The sequence below is a fragment of the Veillonella sp. KGMB01456 genome, assembly GCF_023051165.1.
GTDB lineage: Bacteria > Bacillota > Negativicutes > Veillonellales > Veillonellaceae > Veillonella_A.
The window spans coordinates 19423-35125 of sequence record NZ_JALKIG010000023.1; the positions used below are offsets into that span (position 1 = coordinate 19423).

Below are 15703 nucleotides of genomic sequence, written 5' to 3' on the forward strand. Positions count from 1 at the left end.
GTGTAACAAGGTTTTTAACAAACAAAAAGAGGCCCTAAGGCCTCCTTTTTATTTTCGCTCCGAAATGGAGGCGAAGTTTTTAATAATAACGATTGGCGTCATCTGATCATCATTGCCAAACGGATTGTCAATCAAAATGCGCGCAATGCGTTTAGGGTCCATACCGCGGCTGTGACCGAGAACGGCAGCGCGCTTCAAATCATTAACGTCGGCTACTACGGCACCGTAACTGCCGGTGCGTTGTACAATGCGTTCCGCCACTTTATCCGCGTCTTTCGGACCATACACAATGTGTTTATCGAACGGCGGCATTGTCCCCGTAACGTCATCCGTAAGTGCAGCCGCACGGGAAATTTGGTAAAAAACGCCGTCTTTGCGGAATATTTTAGCGATGGCCCCCAAAATAAAGGCGCCAAATACCTTCCATTTACCATCAAGTTCCATTGCGGACTGCATGCCGTACACGGAGCTCATAGAGCCTTCAGCCGGTACAAAACGGCACAACAAACGAGCCTGCCAAGTAGGACGAAGCTCTTCCGGACGGGTGATGCGGCCCTGCGTAATCGCTACTACAGATTCCGCCACACATACAATATCTTCCGGCCCGATATCTTTGCCGGCATAATGCATAATTGCTTCTACAATATCATCTCGATGGGTCAGTATACGAGTATGAACCGGTACTAATTCTAAATTTGCCATGGTTACCTACCTCCTACTGCCGCATAGCATGCTGTAATTCTTCAGCTGTCAAAATTAAACGATTTTTAGAAATGTGCCAATCACTGCGACCGACAACCTGGTATACAATATCAATATTCATATCAGGAAAACCTACCAAATCTTTGCGAATATTGCCCGTTTTTGCATTCAAAATAAGACGCAAGCGAACGGTGCCGCCTTTGCGCGGTTCGATGATAACAGATTTCCAATACCCATCATGACGTTCTTCCGCCGCATCGGTCGTCCACGACGTAATGGATACCTGATCAAACTGTTCCTGCGGCAACAAATGACGTGGATATAAATCCATAATAGTACCGTTTTGACGGCCTTTATTTACGAATGGAATATCCGATACCAAGGTTACCTGATTAAAACTGATGTCTTCTACTTCAAATTGAGTACGACGTTTAGGTAACATGACAATTTCTTCATTCCCCTGTTTCCAGGCAAAAATGCGAAACGCCACAAATAGAACGGCAACGATGAAAACAATCGTTACGATTATGTTAACTAATGTGTAAAAATACATATCCATATACTGCTCCCTTATAGTTTTATAGTGTAATAATCCGAACGTTGAAATCTTCCGGCGGAATCAATATTGAAGTCATGCGCTCAGCCAGTTCTTTGTCTTTGGTAAAACAAATATCCAGCTTGCCTTTAGCAGACTGCGAATTCAAGAGTTGCTGCGCTTCCAATATATCTTTCACTTCCTCAGCTGTTTCATAGGCCGGGTCGATAAATGTCTTGTTGCCACCCGACATGTGCTGCATCAAATCCATCAAAAACGGAAAATGTGTACATCCCAAAACGACTGTATCGGAACCGCTCTTTATAATCGGATCCAAGTACTGTTGCAATGATGAATGAACAATATGGTCATCCAAGTGGCCCTGCTCAATCAGGTGGGCCAAATCAGGGCAAGCCTGTTCCCATACGGCAACCGCAGGCTGTAACTCATGCGCTTCTTCAATATGTTTGTGACTATCAATAGTAGCCTTGGTAGCCATGACGGCAATCTTCTGAGTCTGACTCGTATCAATAGCGGTCCGCACACCTTTAGCCATACCTACCACCGGAAAGTCAAAGGTAGCTTGTAATTCATCCAAGGCCACCACGGAAAAGGTGTTGCACGCAACCACCGCCATCTTCACAGGCACCTTGGCTAAAAAATGACCGATATTCATAGCAATCTGACTGATTTCTTCCTTAGGTCGATTGCCAACCGGATTATTCATATTGTCGCCAACAAAAATAAAGTCTTCATGGGGAAACATTCGTCGCAATACGGCTAATACTGTTAATCCCCCGACCCCGGAGTCAAATACTCCGATAGGTCTTTTAGAGGCCTCGGTTGCGGCTGCTTTACTCATGACTCTTTCTCTCCTTTATGGTGCGGATAATTGGCTCATAATAGGTATCGCTTAAACGAATTACCTTCCCCGTCGCCTTATCGGTGAACACATTCTGCGTCTCACCGGTTGCAATCAATGCACCATCCGCTTCACGCACTATACGATACGTAAAAACACATTGAGCTCGTGTTACTTTGGTCGGCGTCACTTCAACGGTTAACACATCATCGAAGCGAGCCGGCTCCTTATATTCACAAGCCACTTTTGTAATCGGGAACACAATCCCGTTATCCATCATATCCCACAGGGAAATGCCACAGGTTCTGAAAAATTCCACCCGGCCTAACTCAAACCATCGCAAGTGATTGGTATGGTGAGCTACTTCCATCATATCAGTTTCATAAAATCGTACCTGCAATGATGTGGTAAACATATACTTATTTCACCTCTCATTACTATAAAATAATTCACCCTTCATTGTACGCCACCAATAGGTGGCTGTCAAACTATTGTAAGTGCCATGACCCAATGCCATGCACTCAGCTTGGTTAATCAAAGCAACCTATTGCAAACCACCGTGACCTAACGCAATGCACTCAACTTGGTCAATCACGGCAGCCTATTGCAGACCGCCGTGACCTAACGCAATGCAGTCGGCTTTCGTAATCGGATCATCCGATGCCAAACGTGGTAAAAAGACATCAAAGGCTGTCGGTTTACTGAATAAAACACCGCCCGGTAGGCCTACAAGCGGTGTGCCGTCACTCATGTAGGCTATGCATACCATGGAGCCCGGTAAAACCGGCAAGCCATATGTCACCACATGAGCCGCGCTCTTGGCAATTGCGCCCGGCGTCAAATCATCGGGATCCACACTCATGCCACCGGTACAGAAAATAATATCCGCCCCTGCGTCTTTTACCGCTTTAATAGCGGCCATAATTTTATCCGTATCATCAATAACAATCTCATGCGCTACGATTTTCATACGAAACGGTTCCGTTCGTTCTTCAATAATCGGGCGGAACGCATCTTGAATGCGACCTCTGGCCACTTCCGAGCCGGTCGTTACAAGACCGATGCGTTTTCTCACAAAAGGTTTTACCGTAAGGAGCGGTTGACCTTGCCAAATAGCCTTAGCCTGTTCAAGTTGCACTTTAGGGAGCCACAAAGGGATGCAACGCATACCGGCTAATTTATCACCACGCTTAACCGCCGTATTAGTGAATTTGGTAACGATTGTAAGGTCACCGATACTGTTAACCGCCTGCAATCGAGCCACATCAATTTTGAGCATCCCATCCCAGGCTGCAAACGCTTCAATTTTACCTTCACGGACATCAGATGCATAAATACTGTCATTAGCTAACAAGGCATATAATCCCACCGCTACATCTTCTTCGTGCAATGTATCGGCCAATATCGCTTCATCGCCCGGTTCCTGCACAAAAACGTGCTCCTTGCCTAATTCTAAAAAAGCCGGAATATCTTCTTCACGAATGATGTGACCTCGACGAAACGGCGTATCTTTAACTTCGCCAATGACTATACGCGCTATATCATGACATAAAACTTGGCCGACAGCTTCCTCAACGGCTACTTTTTTCATGAAAACCTCCTCTACAAATCATATGTTACAACAAAACCCAAGCTACTTGAATCTCATCAAAACATCATCTATACGAAACTATATATTTTTAATTAAAAACAGACTCCCGTTGTCCTCCACTAAAATACTTTTATTCGTTTAACTAAGTATTTAATCTTAAATCCTTTTTAAACGCACAAAAGCCTCGGCATATGCCGAGGCTTTTGTGCTTGAGAAAAAAGAGAGAGAGAACATTTGAATCACATTCAAATGTTAAGGGGCTTTGGGGGGTGCCCCGAGATATGACTCTGTGGTCATATCCTGAAATGATTATAGCAAACTGTAAGAAAAAAGTAAACAGTTGTTATGCAAATTTTGCACTTTTTTCATGCAAATTTTTTAAATTTGTCTATCCGGTGCAAACTTCATCTTACAAAACGCTTTTATCAAGTTCCCAACTCCGGCATCAAAAGTCTTATAAACCAAATTTCTTGGCTCGTAAATCGGCATGTGCTTTTTTAAATACAAAAGCATTGCGAATATGTTTACGCATCGCCTGTTCGGCTGCTTCACCATCGTGATTTCGAATAGCAGCCATAATTTCATCATGCTCCCGATTACAAGAGTCGGTGCGGGCTTGATCCATGGTACTGATGTACATGTCACGATTTACCATTTCACGGAACTCGCCCAAATAATCCATAACCCGTTCATTTTGTGAGAAGAAAGAGATTAACGTATGCAAACGACTGTTGATTTGAACACGCTCTTCCGCATCCGTCGTAGCCGAACCGGCATCACAAAGAGCCTGTAATTCTTCAATCTGTTCATCCGTGCACAATTCGGCACATAAACGAGCGCCCAAACCTTCCATCACTTCACGGCACTGATACATTCCGATAATTTCTTCCGGTGTATACCCTTTAACCGTTACACCTTTCCAAGGTTTGATGACTACCAGATTGTCCTTAGCCAATTTACGAAACGCTTCGCGAACCGGTGTGGCACTTACATTAAGCTGTTCCGCAATTTTCACCTCGTTCAGCTTCACCTGCGGTTTCAACGCGCCCGTCAAAATGGCTTGTTTTAATGTAACATATACCTGTTCACTCAATGGCAATCGGCCAATGGAGTCAATCGAATTAAGATGATATTCTTCTTGTTTACCCATAGTAAATCCTCTACTTTCGCGAATAGCACTCAGCCTACTCTTTGTAGTGACAGTCAATCTTTAGTATACTATAATGTATAAATACTTTATAATAGATATTACAAGGCTGTATGCTTATTTTCTGCAGACTATATTAATCTAATTATAAAGGTAAGTTCTGCAAAGCGTCAACTAAAATACAACGGGAGAACATATATGAGTCGCTGTTTAGTTATAATAAATCCTGTCTCAGGCGGAGGCCGTGCCACCCAGTATGCCATGGAGCTGCAATGGCAACTAAGCACCCTCTTTGATCATATGGAAATTAAATTCACTACCAAAGCCGGAGATGCGACCCGATTTGCCAAATATGCCACAGAGAATGGCTACGACGCCGTATTCTGCATGGGCGGTGACGGCACCATTAATGAAACGGTAAACGGTATCGCCCAAGGTGGCGGTAAAGCCAAATTTGGCTTTGTACCGGTAGGTACGGTCAACGATATGTCGCGGGCCCTCGGCATTCCACTGGAGCCGTTAGCTGCCATTCGCGCGTTAAAAAACAGTAAGATCCGCCGCGTCGATATCGGTCGCTGCAACGATCAATATTTTTGCAACAACATTGCCGCCGGCGTTATTCCTAAAGTAGTAGAAGAAGTAACACCTAAAGAAAAACAACTCCTTGGCCCTTTGGCCTACTTTGTAAAAGGAGGTCAAGCCCTTTTCACCACTAAGGATTACAGTTTTCACATTCAAACGGATGACCACGATTTTACCATCCGCTCGCCATTGGTAATCGCATTGCTTACCAATGTAGTATCCAGTTTTGAAAAATTTATGCCTCAAGCTTCGGTTGATGACGGCTATATGCGCATCATCATCTTCAAAGAATATTTCATCATGGACATATTGCGTATCTTACCGCTCATCTTGCGCGGATCGATTTACACGTCGAAATATGTGACGATTTTAAAAGTGCGCAAAGCCAAAATTACCTTGCTCGACGACATCGAATTGCCTACCAATATGGATGGCAACAAGGGCCCTCTCATGCCGGTTGATTTAGAAGTACTGCCGGGCTTTTTGCAGGTATATGTGCCGAATAAAAAAGACAAATAAACGCTAACCTATAGCGAACCCACATTAAAACTTCAATCAATGCATATAAAAACGCCGTTCAACTCGTACTGAACGGCGTTTATTTATTTCCATATTAGCTTGAACGTTGCACGTTAATTCTCCCGTAGCGGCTTATTGCCGAGGAGCTTATTTATACATCCAAACATGCGGACAACCTTCCTCGTCAAATACTTCGCCGGCCGCCGTATAACCGAGTGTTTCATAAAAACCTTTGGCCTGCACTTGGGCGGCTAACTTAGTTTTAATGCCACCCATGACACGAATAAAATCTTCCGCTGCCAAGAGAATCTTAGCTCCCAGTTGCTGCCCGCGGTGCGTTTTCATAACAGCCACCCGGCCGATAATAAAGGTGGACGCTTCATCTTTATCTCTAAAAAAACGACACGTGCAAACCGGTTCATTTTCAATAAAGCCTACCAAATGAGCGGCTTCCGTATTATCTATATCGTCAAACTCTTCTTGAAAGCCCTGTTCCTCTACGAATACGGCTTGGCGAATCGCACGCGCCTCATCCGGTAATTCAGAATATATAGATACTTTCCACGACATAATAAACTCCTTTAAATGATTATATTGAACTTGCCCGGTGCTATGCCTAGTGCGATTGTTTTACTTATTCCGAATCATAGACGGAATAATGCCTACTACACAAAAGGCCATAAATACCATTAAACTGTATTGAATATTAGCCAACAATACGGCCTTATCTACATTAGCAATAGCCGTTCCGGCTGCCCCGGTATTACGGGCCAAAATGGATGCCACAATCGCCATACTAAGCACCTGTCCCAATAGGCGAACCGTGCTGATAACAGAACTGGCCATGCCAAAATAAGCGGGCGGCACCGAGCCCATGATAGCGTTATTATTCGGTGCCGAGAACATGGCAAACCCGACGCCCACGATAATCAAGGCTGTAATAATAAGGGCCGTCGATGAAAGATTCATAGCCGTCCACATCACGAGGAGCCCTACGGCAATAACGCCCATCCCGGTAGATGCCAAAACGGCGGATCCGTAACGGTCGGATAAGGAACCCATAACCGGCGACAAGGCGGCCATTACAATGGATTGAACCAATAAGAACCAACCGGCCGTTTCCGAATCATAGCCCATAATCATCTGCAAATATAGGGATAATAAAAAACCAATCGCAAAGGTAGCGCTATAATTCAGCATAGATGCCAAATTAGAAAACGCAAACGTCTTGTTTTCCAGAAAAATACGTACCGGCAATAGCGGTTTGGCCGCACGGGCTTCGTGCCAAATATATATAATCGTCGTCACAATACCGGCTCCGAAAATATACTTAGCTACCGGCAATTTTACAATCTCCGATAGGCCGTAAAGCCCCATAACCAACGATGCGGCGTACAGCAAAATACTAACCGGATTCATATAGCCCTGCTCTTTATTTACCCAATCTTCTTTCATAAAAAGGATTGTCATTATGGTCGCAATCATACCGAGAAACGCGATAAAGTAAAAAATACTTTGCCAGCCGAAGCGATAGTTCAAAAAACCGCCGATAACCGGTCCCACCGCCAAGCCGATATACACTACTGCTACATTCATACCCATAGCCCAGCCGCGCCGTTCCGGCGGAAACACTAAGGCAATAATTGCGGTCCCCGTAGAGAACAGCATAGCTGCCGCAATTCCCTGCAGCCCGCGCAAAACCATGAGCCAATGAATAGTCGGCGCAAAATGGATAACCAACGAGCTCAATGTAAATAATATGGTGCCGATTAAAAATACCTTCTTTTTGCCGATGCGATTTCCCAGTTGACCCATGGGCACCGTAAAAATGGCGCAGGTCAATAGGAATGTTTCAATAACCCAACTGAGCTCCGACGTACCGGCATGAAACTCCCGGCCGATATCCGGCAACGACATATTCAAGGAACTGCCGCAAAATGGCGTCAAAAACGACGCAATCATGACGATGATTAATATTTGATTACTTCTGTTGACAGCCAAATTAAAACCTCCCGACTTCACTGCCAAAACCTATACCTGATTTCAAGAATTGATATGTTCTAAAAATTGTAAAACCTAACATAAGTATACAATAAATTTTAACAACAAGTGCAAACTGCCATAGAATCGAGTTCTTCGTTTGGTTTATTACCATCTACGAGTAAAGTCAACTTACTGGTATATGGATTTAACATGAGACCATGGATTTTAACATCATTTGGAATGAGTGGATTCTGACGAAGCTGTGCTACCGCTTTAATTACATTCTGTTCAGAATGACAGAAATTATTGGCCCAGCGATCCATTTCACAACGAATCATGGTAATCGCTTCCGGCGAAATACCGCGGTCAATCATGCGCTTAGACAGTTCATCGGGACAAGTTTTTTCCATGCCGCAATCTTCATGACCGACGATAAAAATTTCTTTGGCTCCCAATTCGTAAATACTTACCACAAGACTGCGAATAACATCACTGAACACATCGGTAATGCAGTTGCCGGCTACACGAATAACGTTGGCATCGCCGCGGTCAATGCCCATCGTACGTTCCAATAAATCAACCAGACGCGTATCCATACAAGTCAAAATGGCAATGTGACGTTGCGGCGTCTTAGGGGACGGCATCCCCGCTTCACCGTATTCTTTAATAATATCAGCCACATAGGCTTCATTAGCTTTTAAAACTTCTTCTAATAATGACATGACAGCCACCTCCATAACGGAATACTACTTCACTATAACTATATCACATTCTTTCGATGTGCGTGGCAAAAAAAATAGATAACAGCAGAAATAAAACTCAGCTTCACTCATGTTAAAACTCAAAAAATCCGCAACAATAGCGGCTGAATTGTACAATAGAAACTTTCCAATTACAATTCTAAATTACCGATATTACTACGGATTTAAAAGCATATTAAATTTCGAAATCTCACGCTATTACTGATTCCGTTTTAAACAAATATCAATATATTCAGAAAAGGAATTGCATATCTTTCTAACCTTATCTCTATATACCGAAAAAACAAACCCATCTTGATTCATGACAACAATAATATTATCAATACCGATATTTTCTAACACGAAACAACCTTTTGGAAAATCCTTATTAAACCTGCGCTCTTCTTTGGTCGCCTCAACCACATTCATAGGACCACTAATATTTAACCCAGTTAGCTCTGTTCCCCAAAAACTAATTGCACCAAATTGTTTTAAATAATCAATATAATCAGTAGAAAATTGCACGCCTAAACACTTTTGCGCCTTACTAATTTCTATTGATTCGGCACCATTAACTTTATACAAGTTAGGAATATTACTAATTTTTTCAACAATATTACTCATAATAGCCCCCTATAAATTTTCAGCACGTTCTGTCCAATGTTGACTTTTCTCACTTGCATATCTTATGCGATTAATTTCACTATCAATGGTTTTCCTATGCAGGATTTTATCATTTCCCTTGCCTCGATGTTCTTCAGACGTCAATTCAGCAAACGGGCTGTCAGATTTTTGCCCAATATGATGTAATTCTATAATTTTACCGTCCCGATTTATCGGCGACAAGCCATAAGAAATGCGTTCTTGGTTACTTCTTCCCATAGAATCCATTTGTGTCCAATCTATATCCATTCTAATTAAACAGCTTCGTTTATTTATAGTAGCTTCTTTAAGACTTGCCTTCTCATAAATATTATATTCTTCTACTGAGTGCATACAGTCAATGACTTTGTTAGACCAATTTATCTTTTCCTTGATTTTTATTCGCTCTGCTTCATTTAAGACATTTTCGATAAAGGGGGGCTCACTAATATCATGTGCACTAACCTTCTCAGCTTTTTCATTAATCTCAGCAAACCCTAAATTCTCTGAAATAGAAAAAGAAGCTTTTTTAACTATATTAACTATTTGAGACCAATCTAACAACGTCTCACTTTTTTCAGATTCATATAGAATTTCGATATTTCCAATCTCATTTACTTTATTTTTTTCATTGCCTTCAACCTTCTTGATTTCTTGTTTATTGGGAGTAACCCCTTCAAAAATAGTGCTCATACATCCCCCGCTCTACAGTTATTTAGTTAATTAAAGCACGGGAAAAATCGTCATAGTCAATAAAACCTCTCATATCCCGACAATAATCACCCCATAACTGCTTACTAATAAGTTCAGCTACCGTTTTTAAATTCATGTGATAATATGCGTTCAACAACTCTGTCAAGTTCGTATAATTTTTTTGATTAGAGCTATTTATAAAATTACGAATCACCTTCACTTGTTCATTAGATAATAATTCCCTATTAGTAAAAATGCTAAAACTTAAAAGTTCTATTACGTTGTCCGCTATACAATCTAATACAAGAGTTTCAATAGTATCTGCAAATCGTATAGTAGAGATAGGTTTCATTACTTCCTTATCTTCTATCTCACCACAAATATTTTTAAAATAATATCGAATTGTCTCTAAATCTTTTTCCAATAAAATTAAAAATAATAACTGAATACTCCATTTATTAAAGCTTTCACTGTAGTAGCTCTTTAATATAGATTTATTAATCTCAAATAATTTTTCATCTAAATTATCCATATACAGCTCACTATCTAATGTAATACTTTCAGGAGCACGTTCCAATCTCACCACTACAGGCTGTATCATGCCCTCCTTATGGCACAAAGCAAAACCCGTCTTAAGATAACCTAAGGAGACAGCCTCTGACCTATTAACATTAATCGTATTAGAAACAATATCTTGATCATCTTTAGCAACAATTCTGTGGACTATTTTATTAGATGAATTTTTAATTACATCAGCTGCTAATTTAGTAGGAATCTGCTCGACAACAATAACTCCCTCACCATATGATCTCATTTCAGCTAATATATTTGTGAAGTGTTCAACAGCTTTCCCTTTTGCATTTCCTCGTTCCGAATTAATTTCCAAGGATATATTCTTCAACAATCTATGTGCTTCTTCTATTACTAAAAGATGCTTAAGCCCTGTACCTCTATTAATGGCTTCATCGACTCTTCTATATTCATTTAAATAAATAAGCAACAATCCTAATGTAAAGGCCTTATCACTATCGTCAGACAAACCTTCTATTTCTATTACGACCTTACTTTCAAATAATTTTTTAAAATCAACTACGTCTGCAGTATTAAAAATATACCCTTTGGAGCCTACACACAACCCTTCAATACGAGTTTGAATAGCACTTTTAATATTCCCTTTTATTTCATTTTCATAATCCAATTCTTCCGTTAAATATCGTTTTATCTCATCCTTCAAATCGTCCATCGTAGGAAAGAGATATTTATGAGTTTCATTACTATATGAATCCTCTAATGTTTTCTGTCCAAATTGTTCATCTGCATACTTAGCATTATTCAATAATGGATGAATTCCTAAAGTTAAATCCCAACCTTTTTTTGCATATATATTATTCAAACATTTTTCGAATATATATGGCATAGGTCCATAAAATGCAAAAGATGCAGAAAATAAATCTTTTAAATAATCAATATGCTGATTTGGTTTAATCCCCATGGGAACATAAAATGGGTTTATTTTTAATCCCCTCAATTCAGGATTACCTAATGTATAGATAGTATCAACCTTCGTACTATGTCTATATTCTTTTTTTACAGGCTCAATTACCAAATATGGTGTATCAATAGCATTTAATATCTGTTTAACCGTATTAGTTTTACCACTTCCGGTAATTCCACATACAAATGTATGTTTAACCAAATCATTTTCAGCAATACCAAAAAAATGATTATTAATAGGGCAATCATAATCACAAATATTGCCAATACTTTTTTCATTGGTCGTGCTTTGATAATTAATAGCAAATCTTTTTATTTCTTGTATCTCAAATCCAACTATGTTCTCTGTAGGAATACTAAAAACACCACACAACTCTTCTGAATTCATAAAATTACTTAAAGGGCTTTTTTCGTCTTTAGTAGTATCTAAAAACCCCTTTGGAATCATTAATAGTGGCTCATTCTGTACCTCCGATTCACAATTAGTGTCTAATATTTTACAGGAGAATGTAACCGGGGGTAATTTTCCCAAATTGCCAGAACTAAGCACACGATGTAAAGTACTTTTTATAAGATTATATCCAATTTCATTATCTGATGAGTAAGTAATAACAGTATCCCACAAACCAATATTACGTCCTAATTTCAATCGTTCTATAACATCACTTATTTTACTTAATAATTCCTGAGCAAAACTGGTTTCAATCTGACTAGAAACTGAGAAATTAGTATTGAACGAAGCGGATTCCGATCGACTATTTCCAAGTATCTTTGTAACAGTTCGACTTTCACTTTGTCCATAAGTTTCAGAGTTCTGTGCACTTATAAAAGGAACTCCTCCCCCTACAGAAATGGTGTCATGAGTAGATTTTCCTTTGCTATTACTTTCAGATAGACTCCCACTGCAACTTTCACTATGGCCCATCGATAAGCCCAACTGCGTAGAAATATTTCTTGTTGCTAGTGCAGCGTATTTATCTTTTAATTCTAACGCTTTCTCTAATTGTTTTTGGATTATTTTTTCATTAACCGGTTTACACAAAATCAGAAGCATATAGTTTTGCCCATATAAGTTTCTAATTACAGGAGAAATATCACTTTCCTCCTGCTTTCCCTCTAATGGCAAACTTGGATTTCCTATAATCGTTCCAATATAACGCTTGCTTCTATTATTGCTATGGTTTCTGTCTACAATATTATCACTATCAATTATTTCTATCGAAATTTCGCCTAAAGTTCCCTTCAGTATACCTAAAATATTATTTTTATCTTTCGTTACCGGGACACCGAAAATCAGGGATGCAGAATTTGCATTTCCCACTACCCCATAACAAAACGAAGTTTCAATAGCATTCATTGAAGTGAAAAGATGTTGTAATTTTTTTTGAAGAAACTCAAACTTATTAATAACATTATAAATCTTACAATCACAAAACTGGAAAAAATTAAATTGAGTTAATAAATCATTAATATCTTCTTGTCCTAACTTTAAAGCATCTTCATTAGAAATCAAATGCGAAGGATAAAATAATTCTTTAAATTCAACCTCTAATGCTTGATAATCATCTTCGACATTCAATATTTCCATATTATTTTTATCAACAAATTTATTTGCATTATAAACCATAACTCTTCCCCTATAGTACATTCTTATAACGATTTATAATAATATTCCCATATTTACTTTACGACCAACAAACATTATTAGTTTTAGACAGATACTATAAATTATTATCAATTTCAACCTTAAGAGGCTCTACTAATTTAAGATACTCATAAATCTTTCGATTTATCACTTCCAATTCTTGAAATAATTTCTTTCTTTTTTCTGAATCATTTTTTTTATATTGTAATTCATCAATCTTACTTTCAAGACTATGATTCATTATGTCAAATGAATCAATGCATATTCCTAAAATATAATTACCTATATCAATGAAATTCTTTAAATCTGATACAACAACATTTTCTAATATTGACATAAATTCGTTTATAATAAGCCCTGCATGCTCCTCCCGAGAATATTCAACAAATTTATCGTCCTTAGAAAAAGCATCAATAGCAAACGATAGTAACTTTACACCTTGCTGAAAATTGGTTCCAGGTTCATTGAGTTCCGCTTCTCGCTTAGGTAATGTGTCAACATTAGCATCATCTTTCGTCAACAAAAATAAACGCTCAAAATCTAATTCTATGAATATTACTTTCCCAAACATCTTTTTATATTTAACATTTATGCTCTCCTTATTACAAAAACTATCCAATTCATTATATCTATCCGACAATTTATTTTTGATATTACTTATTTTCTTGTTGATATTATCGATTCCATCATTAATATAACTTCTCAATATATCGAATTTTTTATCAGAAATCATAGTATCTGATGAGTTTTTGTAATCCATTAAAGATTTCACAATTTGTTTCTTAGTATTTTTTATTTCTTCTTCAATAGGCGTCTTGTTTTCACTGAAATCAATAAACATATCATTTACAAAACTATATATTTCCTTAATCACTTCTATGCTCTTAATTAATCTATCTCGTTCAACTTCTATTTTCCGTTCAATTGCTTTATTCTCTTTTAAATGCTTCTGATTTAGTTTTAAATCATTTTCATTTTTTAATTTTATTTTAGTAAGCCGGTTCTCAATACTTTCTAATAGTTTATACAACCGAAAATACTTCAATTTTCTAACACACTCTGCTATCTGTTTCTCCAATTTAAAGAAACTTGATTTTTTAGCAGCTTTATAATAAAAACTATTTAGTTTCGTTCTATTTTCGCACCAAAGATTACTTATACTTCGATAATCAAAGTTTGTTCCTTCCAAACTACGAAAATATTCATCAATTTTTTCAATCGTATTTAATTTTTTACATTTATTTATAAACAGTTGCATCTTACTATCTATAAACAAAATATTCCCTTCTTGAATATTATTTTTACAATCTTTAATCACTCGAGAGTTCAAGTCATGAAGTTTTTCATCATCAAAATTTGCAATTTTGTTTCTCACCCAAAACAATATACCTTCCTTATTTTTATCTGTATTATTTCTTAAAAAATTTTGAAATGCATTAAACTCTTGTGATTGATCATCTAACGATTCCAAAAAGATAATCGCATTCGCCACGCTGATATTCTTTTCTGCTAATCTTCCTAATTTCCCCGATGAACTTAAAATAGGAACCTCTACGATAGTCTTTCCCTTATGTTCGTCAGGTAAAGGGCATTCTATATCAAACTCAACTACAATATCTTTCCATTTTAATCGCATTTCTTCAATATATTGCTCAATTAAATAAAAATACTCTTTACAATCAATATCATAATTATTTTCACTACTTATAGCTTCATTTAATCCACTTACTTTTATTCGATTTAAATCACCTTCATATTTTATTAAAAACTCGCTATCTATTAAAGCTGTCGGGATTTTCTCAAATCGATTATTTCTTACAGCGTAATCTTTTATATACTGTTTAACATTAGACTCACCCATTATATATTCCCAATCATCATTAGCTTTTTTTACTCCCAGTTTAAACTCCTCTCCATTTTTTATCTTTATTATTGCACTTATGCAGGATGTATTGTCCATTGGGAGTATTTCACTATTTAAATAAGCATTAATAAATGTTGACTTGCCACTATTATGCTTACCAAGGACGACTAAATTAAAGACTTCAGCTTTAATATTTTCAGCTATTTTATCAAAATCGGCTAAGTCATTCTCTTCATCTTTCAATATCTTTTTTAATTCACTATATTTATCTAACACTTCTTTTTTTACATTCTCATATTTTTTTAAAATCATTTCCCTTAACCTCATTATCGCCTATCAACAATTAATATCATTATCTAATGAATAACAATTGCCCTTTATAAACCACCATTAAACAGAGTAATACAGAAGAATTTCACTAGTTATCAGATATACTGTATCAATTTTTACACGACTCCTTATTCAATAAAACACTTATTCGGTTTTGTCACTACTATTTATATTATAACTCTAAGATATAAAGCTCTCGCTTCATAATTCTTCATCATTTTCTTATATTTAGTATGCCACAAAATATAATTTTACGATACACATAAATAAATTACTTATATTGATTTTTACTTCTTATCAAAAAATAAATTTATTCGGTTGGTTAATTGTAAACTGAAATTGAACATATAAAAAATCCATAGTGAATACCGATT

Annotated in this window: 14 protein-coding genes; 1 reads left to right on the plus strand and 13 read right to left on the minus strand. The window is 37.7% G+C overall.

Annotated elements, in window-relative coordinates:
- Positions 1-48 precede the first annotated feature (48 nt).
- From MXE28_RS07545 to MXE28_RS07570, 6 genes are all read right to left on the minus strand, one after another.
- Entirely contained in the window at positions 49-702 is a 654-nt protein-coding gene (locus MXE28_RS07545) for a coenzyme F420-0:L-glutamate ligase (RefSeq protein WP_021841957.1), read from the minus strand.
- A gap of 13 nt (positions 703-715) precedes the next feature.
- On the minus strand, positions 716-1255 hold the full coding sequence (locus MXE28_RS07550; RefSeq protein WP_156705269.1) for a hypothetical protein: 540 nt from the start codon (positions 1253-1255) through the stop codon (positions 716-718).
- A gap of 25 nt (positions 1256-1280) precedes the next feature.
- Positions 1281-2099: a glutamate racemase gene (gene murI, locus MXE28_RS07555; protein WP_021841955.1), complete on the minus strand. Its 819-nt coding sequence runs from the start codon at positions 2097-2099 to the stop codon at positions 1281-1283.
- Positions 2092-2514, minus strand: coding sequence for a thioesterase family protein (locus MXE28_RS07560; protein WP_021841954.1), 423 nt, complete (start codon positions 2512-2514; stop codon positions 2092-2094). The genes murI and MXE28_RS07560 overlap by 8 nt, the downstream gene beginning before the upstream one ends.
- A 186-nt stretch (positions 2515-2700) precedes the next feature.
- Complete coding sequence (locus tag MXE28_RS07565; RefSeq protein WP_021841953.1) at positions 2701-3690, minus strand: molybdopterin-binding protein; 990 nt, start codon at positions 3688-3690, stop codon at positions 2701-2703.
- Between the two features lie 454 nt (positions 3691-4144).
- A complete protein-coding gene (locus MXE28_RS07570) occupies positions 4145-4840 on the minus strand; it encodes a GntR family transcriptional regulator (protein ID WP_021841952.1) in 696 nt (231 codons plus the stop codon).
- Positions 4841-5035: 195 nt separating this feature from the next.
- Here MXE28_RS07570 and MXE28_RS07575 point away from each other — a divergent pair, with 195 nt between their 5' ends.
- On the plus strand, positions 5036-5938 hold the full coding sequence (locus MXE28_RS07575; RefSeq protein WP_021841951.1) for a diacylglycerol kinase family protein: 903 nt from the start codon (positions 5036-5038) through the stop codon (positions 5936-5938).
- 147 nt (positions 5939-6085) lie between these two features.
- Here the strand turns inward: MXE28_RS07575 and MXE28_RS07580 are convergent, their stop codons facing one another.
- The 7 genes from MXE28_RS07580 to MXE28_RS07610 form a co-directional block, all read right to left on the minus strand.
- On the minus strand, positions 6086-6508 hold the full coding sequence (locus tag MXE28_RS07580) for a GNAT family N-acetyltransferase (protein WP_226974479.1): 423 nt from the start codon (positions 6506-6508) through the stop codon (positions 6086-6088).
- 60 nt (positions 6509-6568) lie between these two features.
- Positions 6569-7939 (minus strand): MFS transporter, encoded by a 1371-nt coding sequence (locus MXE28_RS07585; RefSeq protein ID WP_156704864.1) that lies wholly within the window; start codon positions 7937-7939, stop codon positions 6569-6571.
- Between the two features lie 98 nt (positions 7940-8037).
- On the minus strand, positions 8038-8643 hold the full coding sequence (locus MXE28_RS07590) for a carbonic anhydrase (RefSeq protein ID WP_156704862.1): 606 nt from the start codon (positions 8641-8643) through the stop codon (positions 8038-8040).
- Positions 8644-8880: 237 nt separating this feature from the next.
- Positions 8881-9285 carry an SMI1/KNR4 family protein gene (locus MXE28_RS07595; protein WP_021840106.1) on the minus strand — a complete coding sequence of 135 codons (405 nt, stop codon included), beginning with the start codon at positions 9283-9285 and terminating at the stop codon, positions 8881-8883.
- A 9-nt stretch (positions 9286-9294) separates the two neighbouring features.
- Complete coding sequence (locus MXE28_RS07600) at positions 9295-9996, minus strand: HNH/ENDO VII family nuclease (protein WP_021840105.1); 702 nt, start codon at positions 9994-9996, stop codon at positions 9295-9297.
- 22 nt (positions 9997-10018) lie between these two features.
- Positions 10019-13117: an ATP-binding protein gene (locus tag MXE28_RS07605; RefSeq protein WP_021840104.1), complete on the minus strand. Its 3099-nt coding sequence runs from the start codon at positions 13115-13117 to the stop codon at positions 10019-10021.
- 94 nt (positions 13118-13211) lie between these two features.
- The gene (locus MXE28_RS07610; RefSeq protein ID WP_226974685.1) at positions 13212-15311 is read right to left on the minus strand and encodes a dynamin family protein; all 2100 of its coding nucleotides are present in this window, start codon (positions 15309-15311) and stop codon (positions 13212-13214) included.
- Positions 15312-15703: the final 392 nt, after the last annotated feature.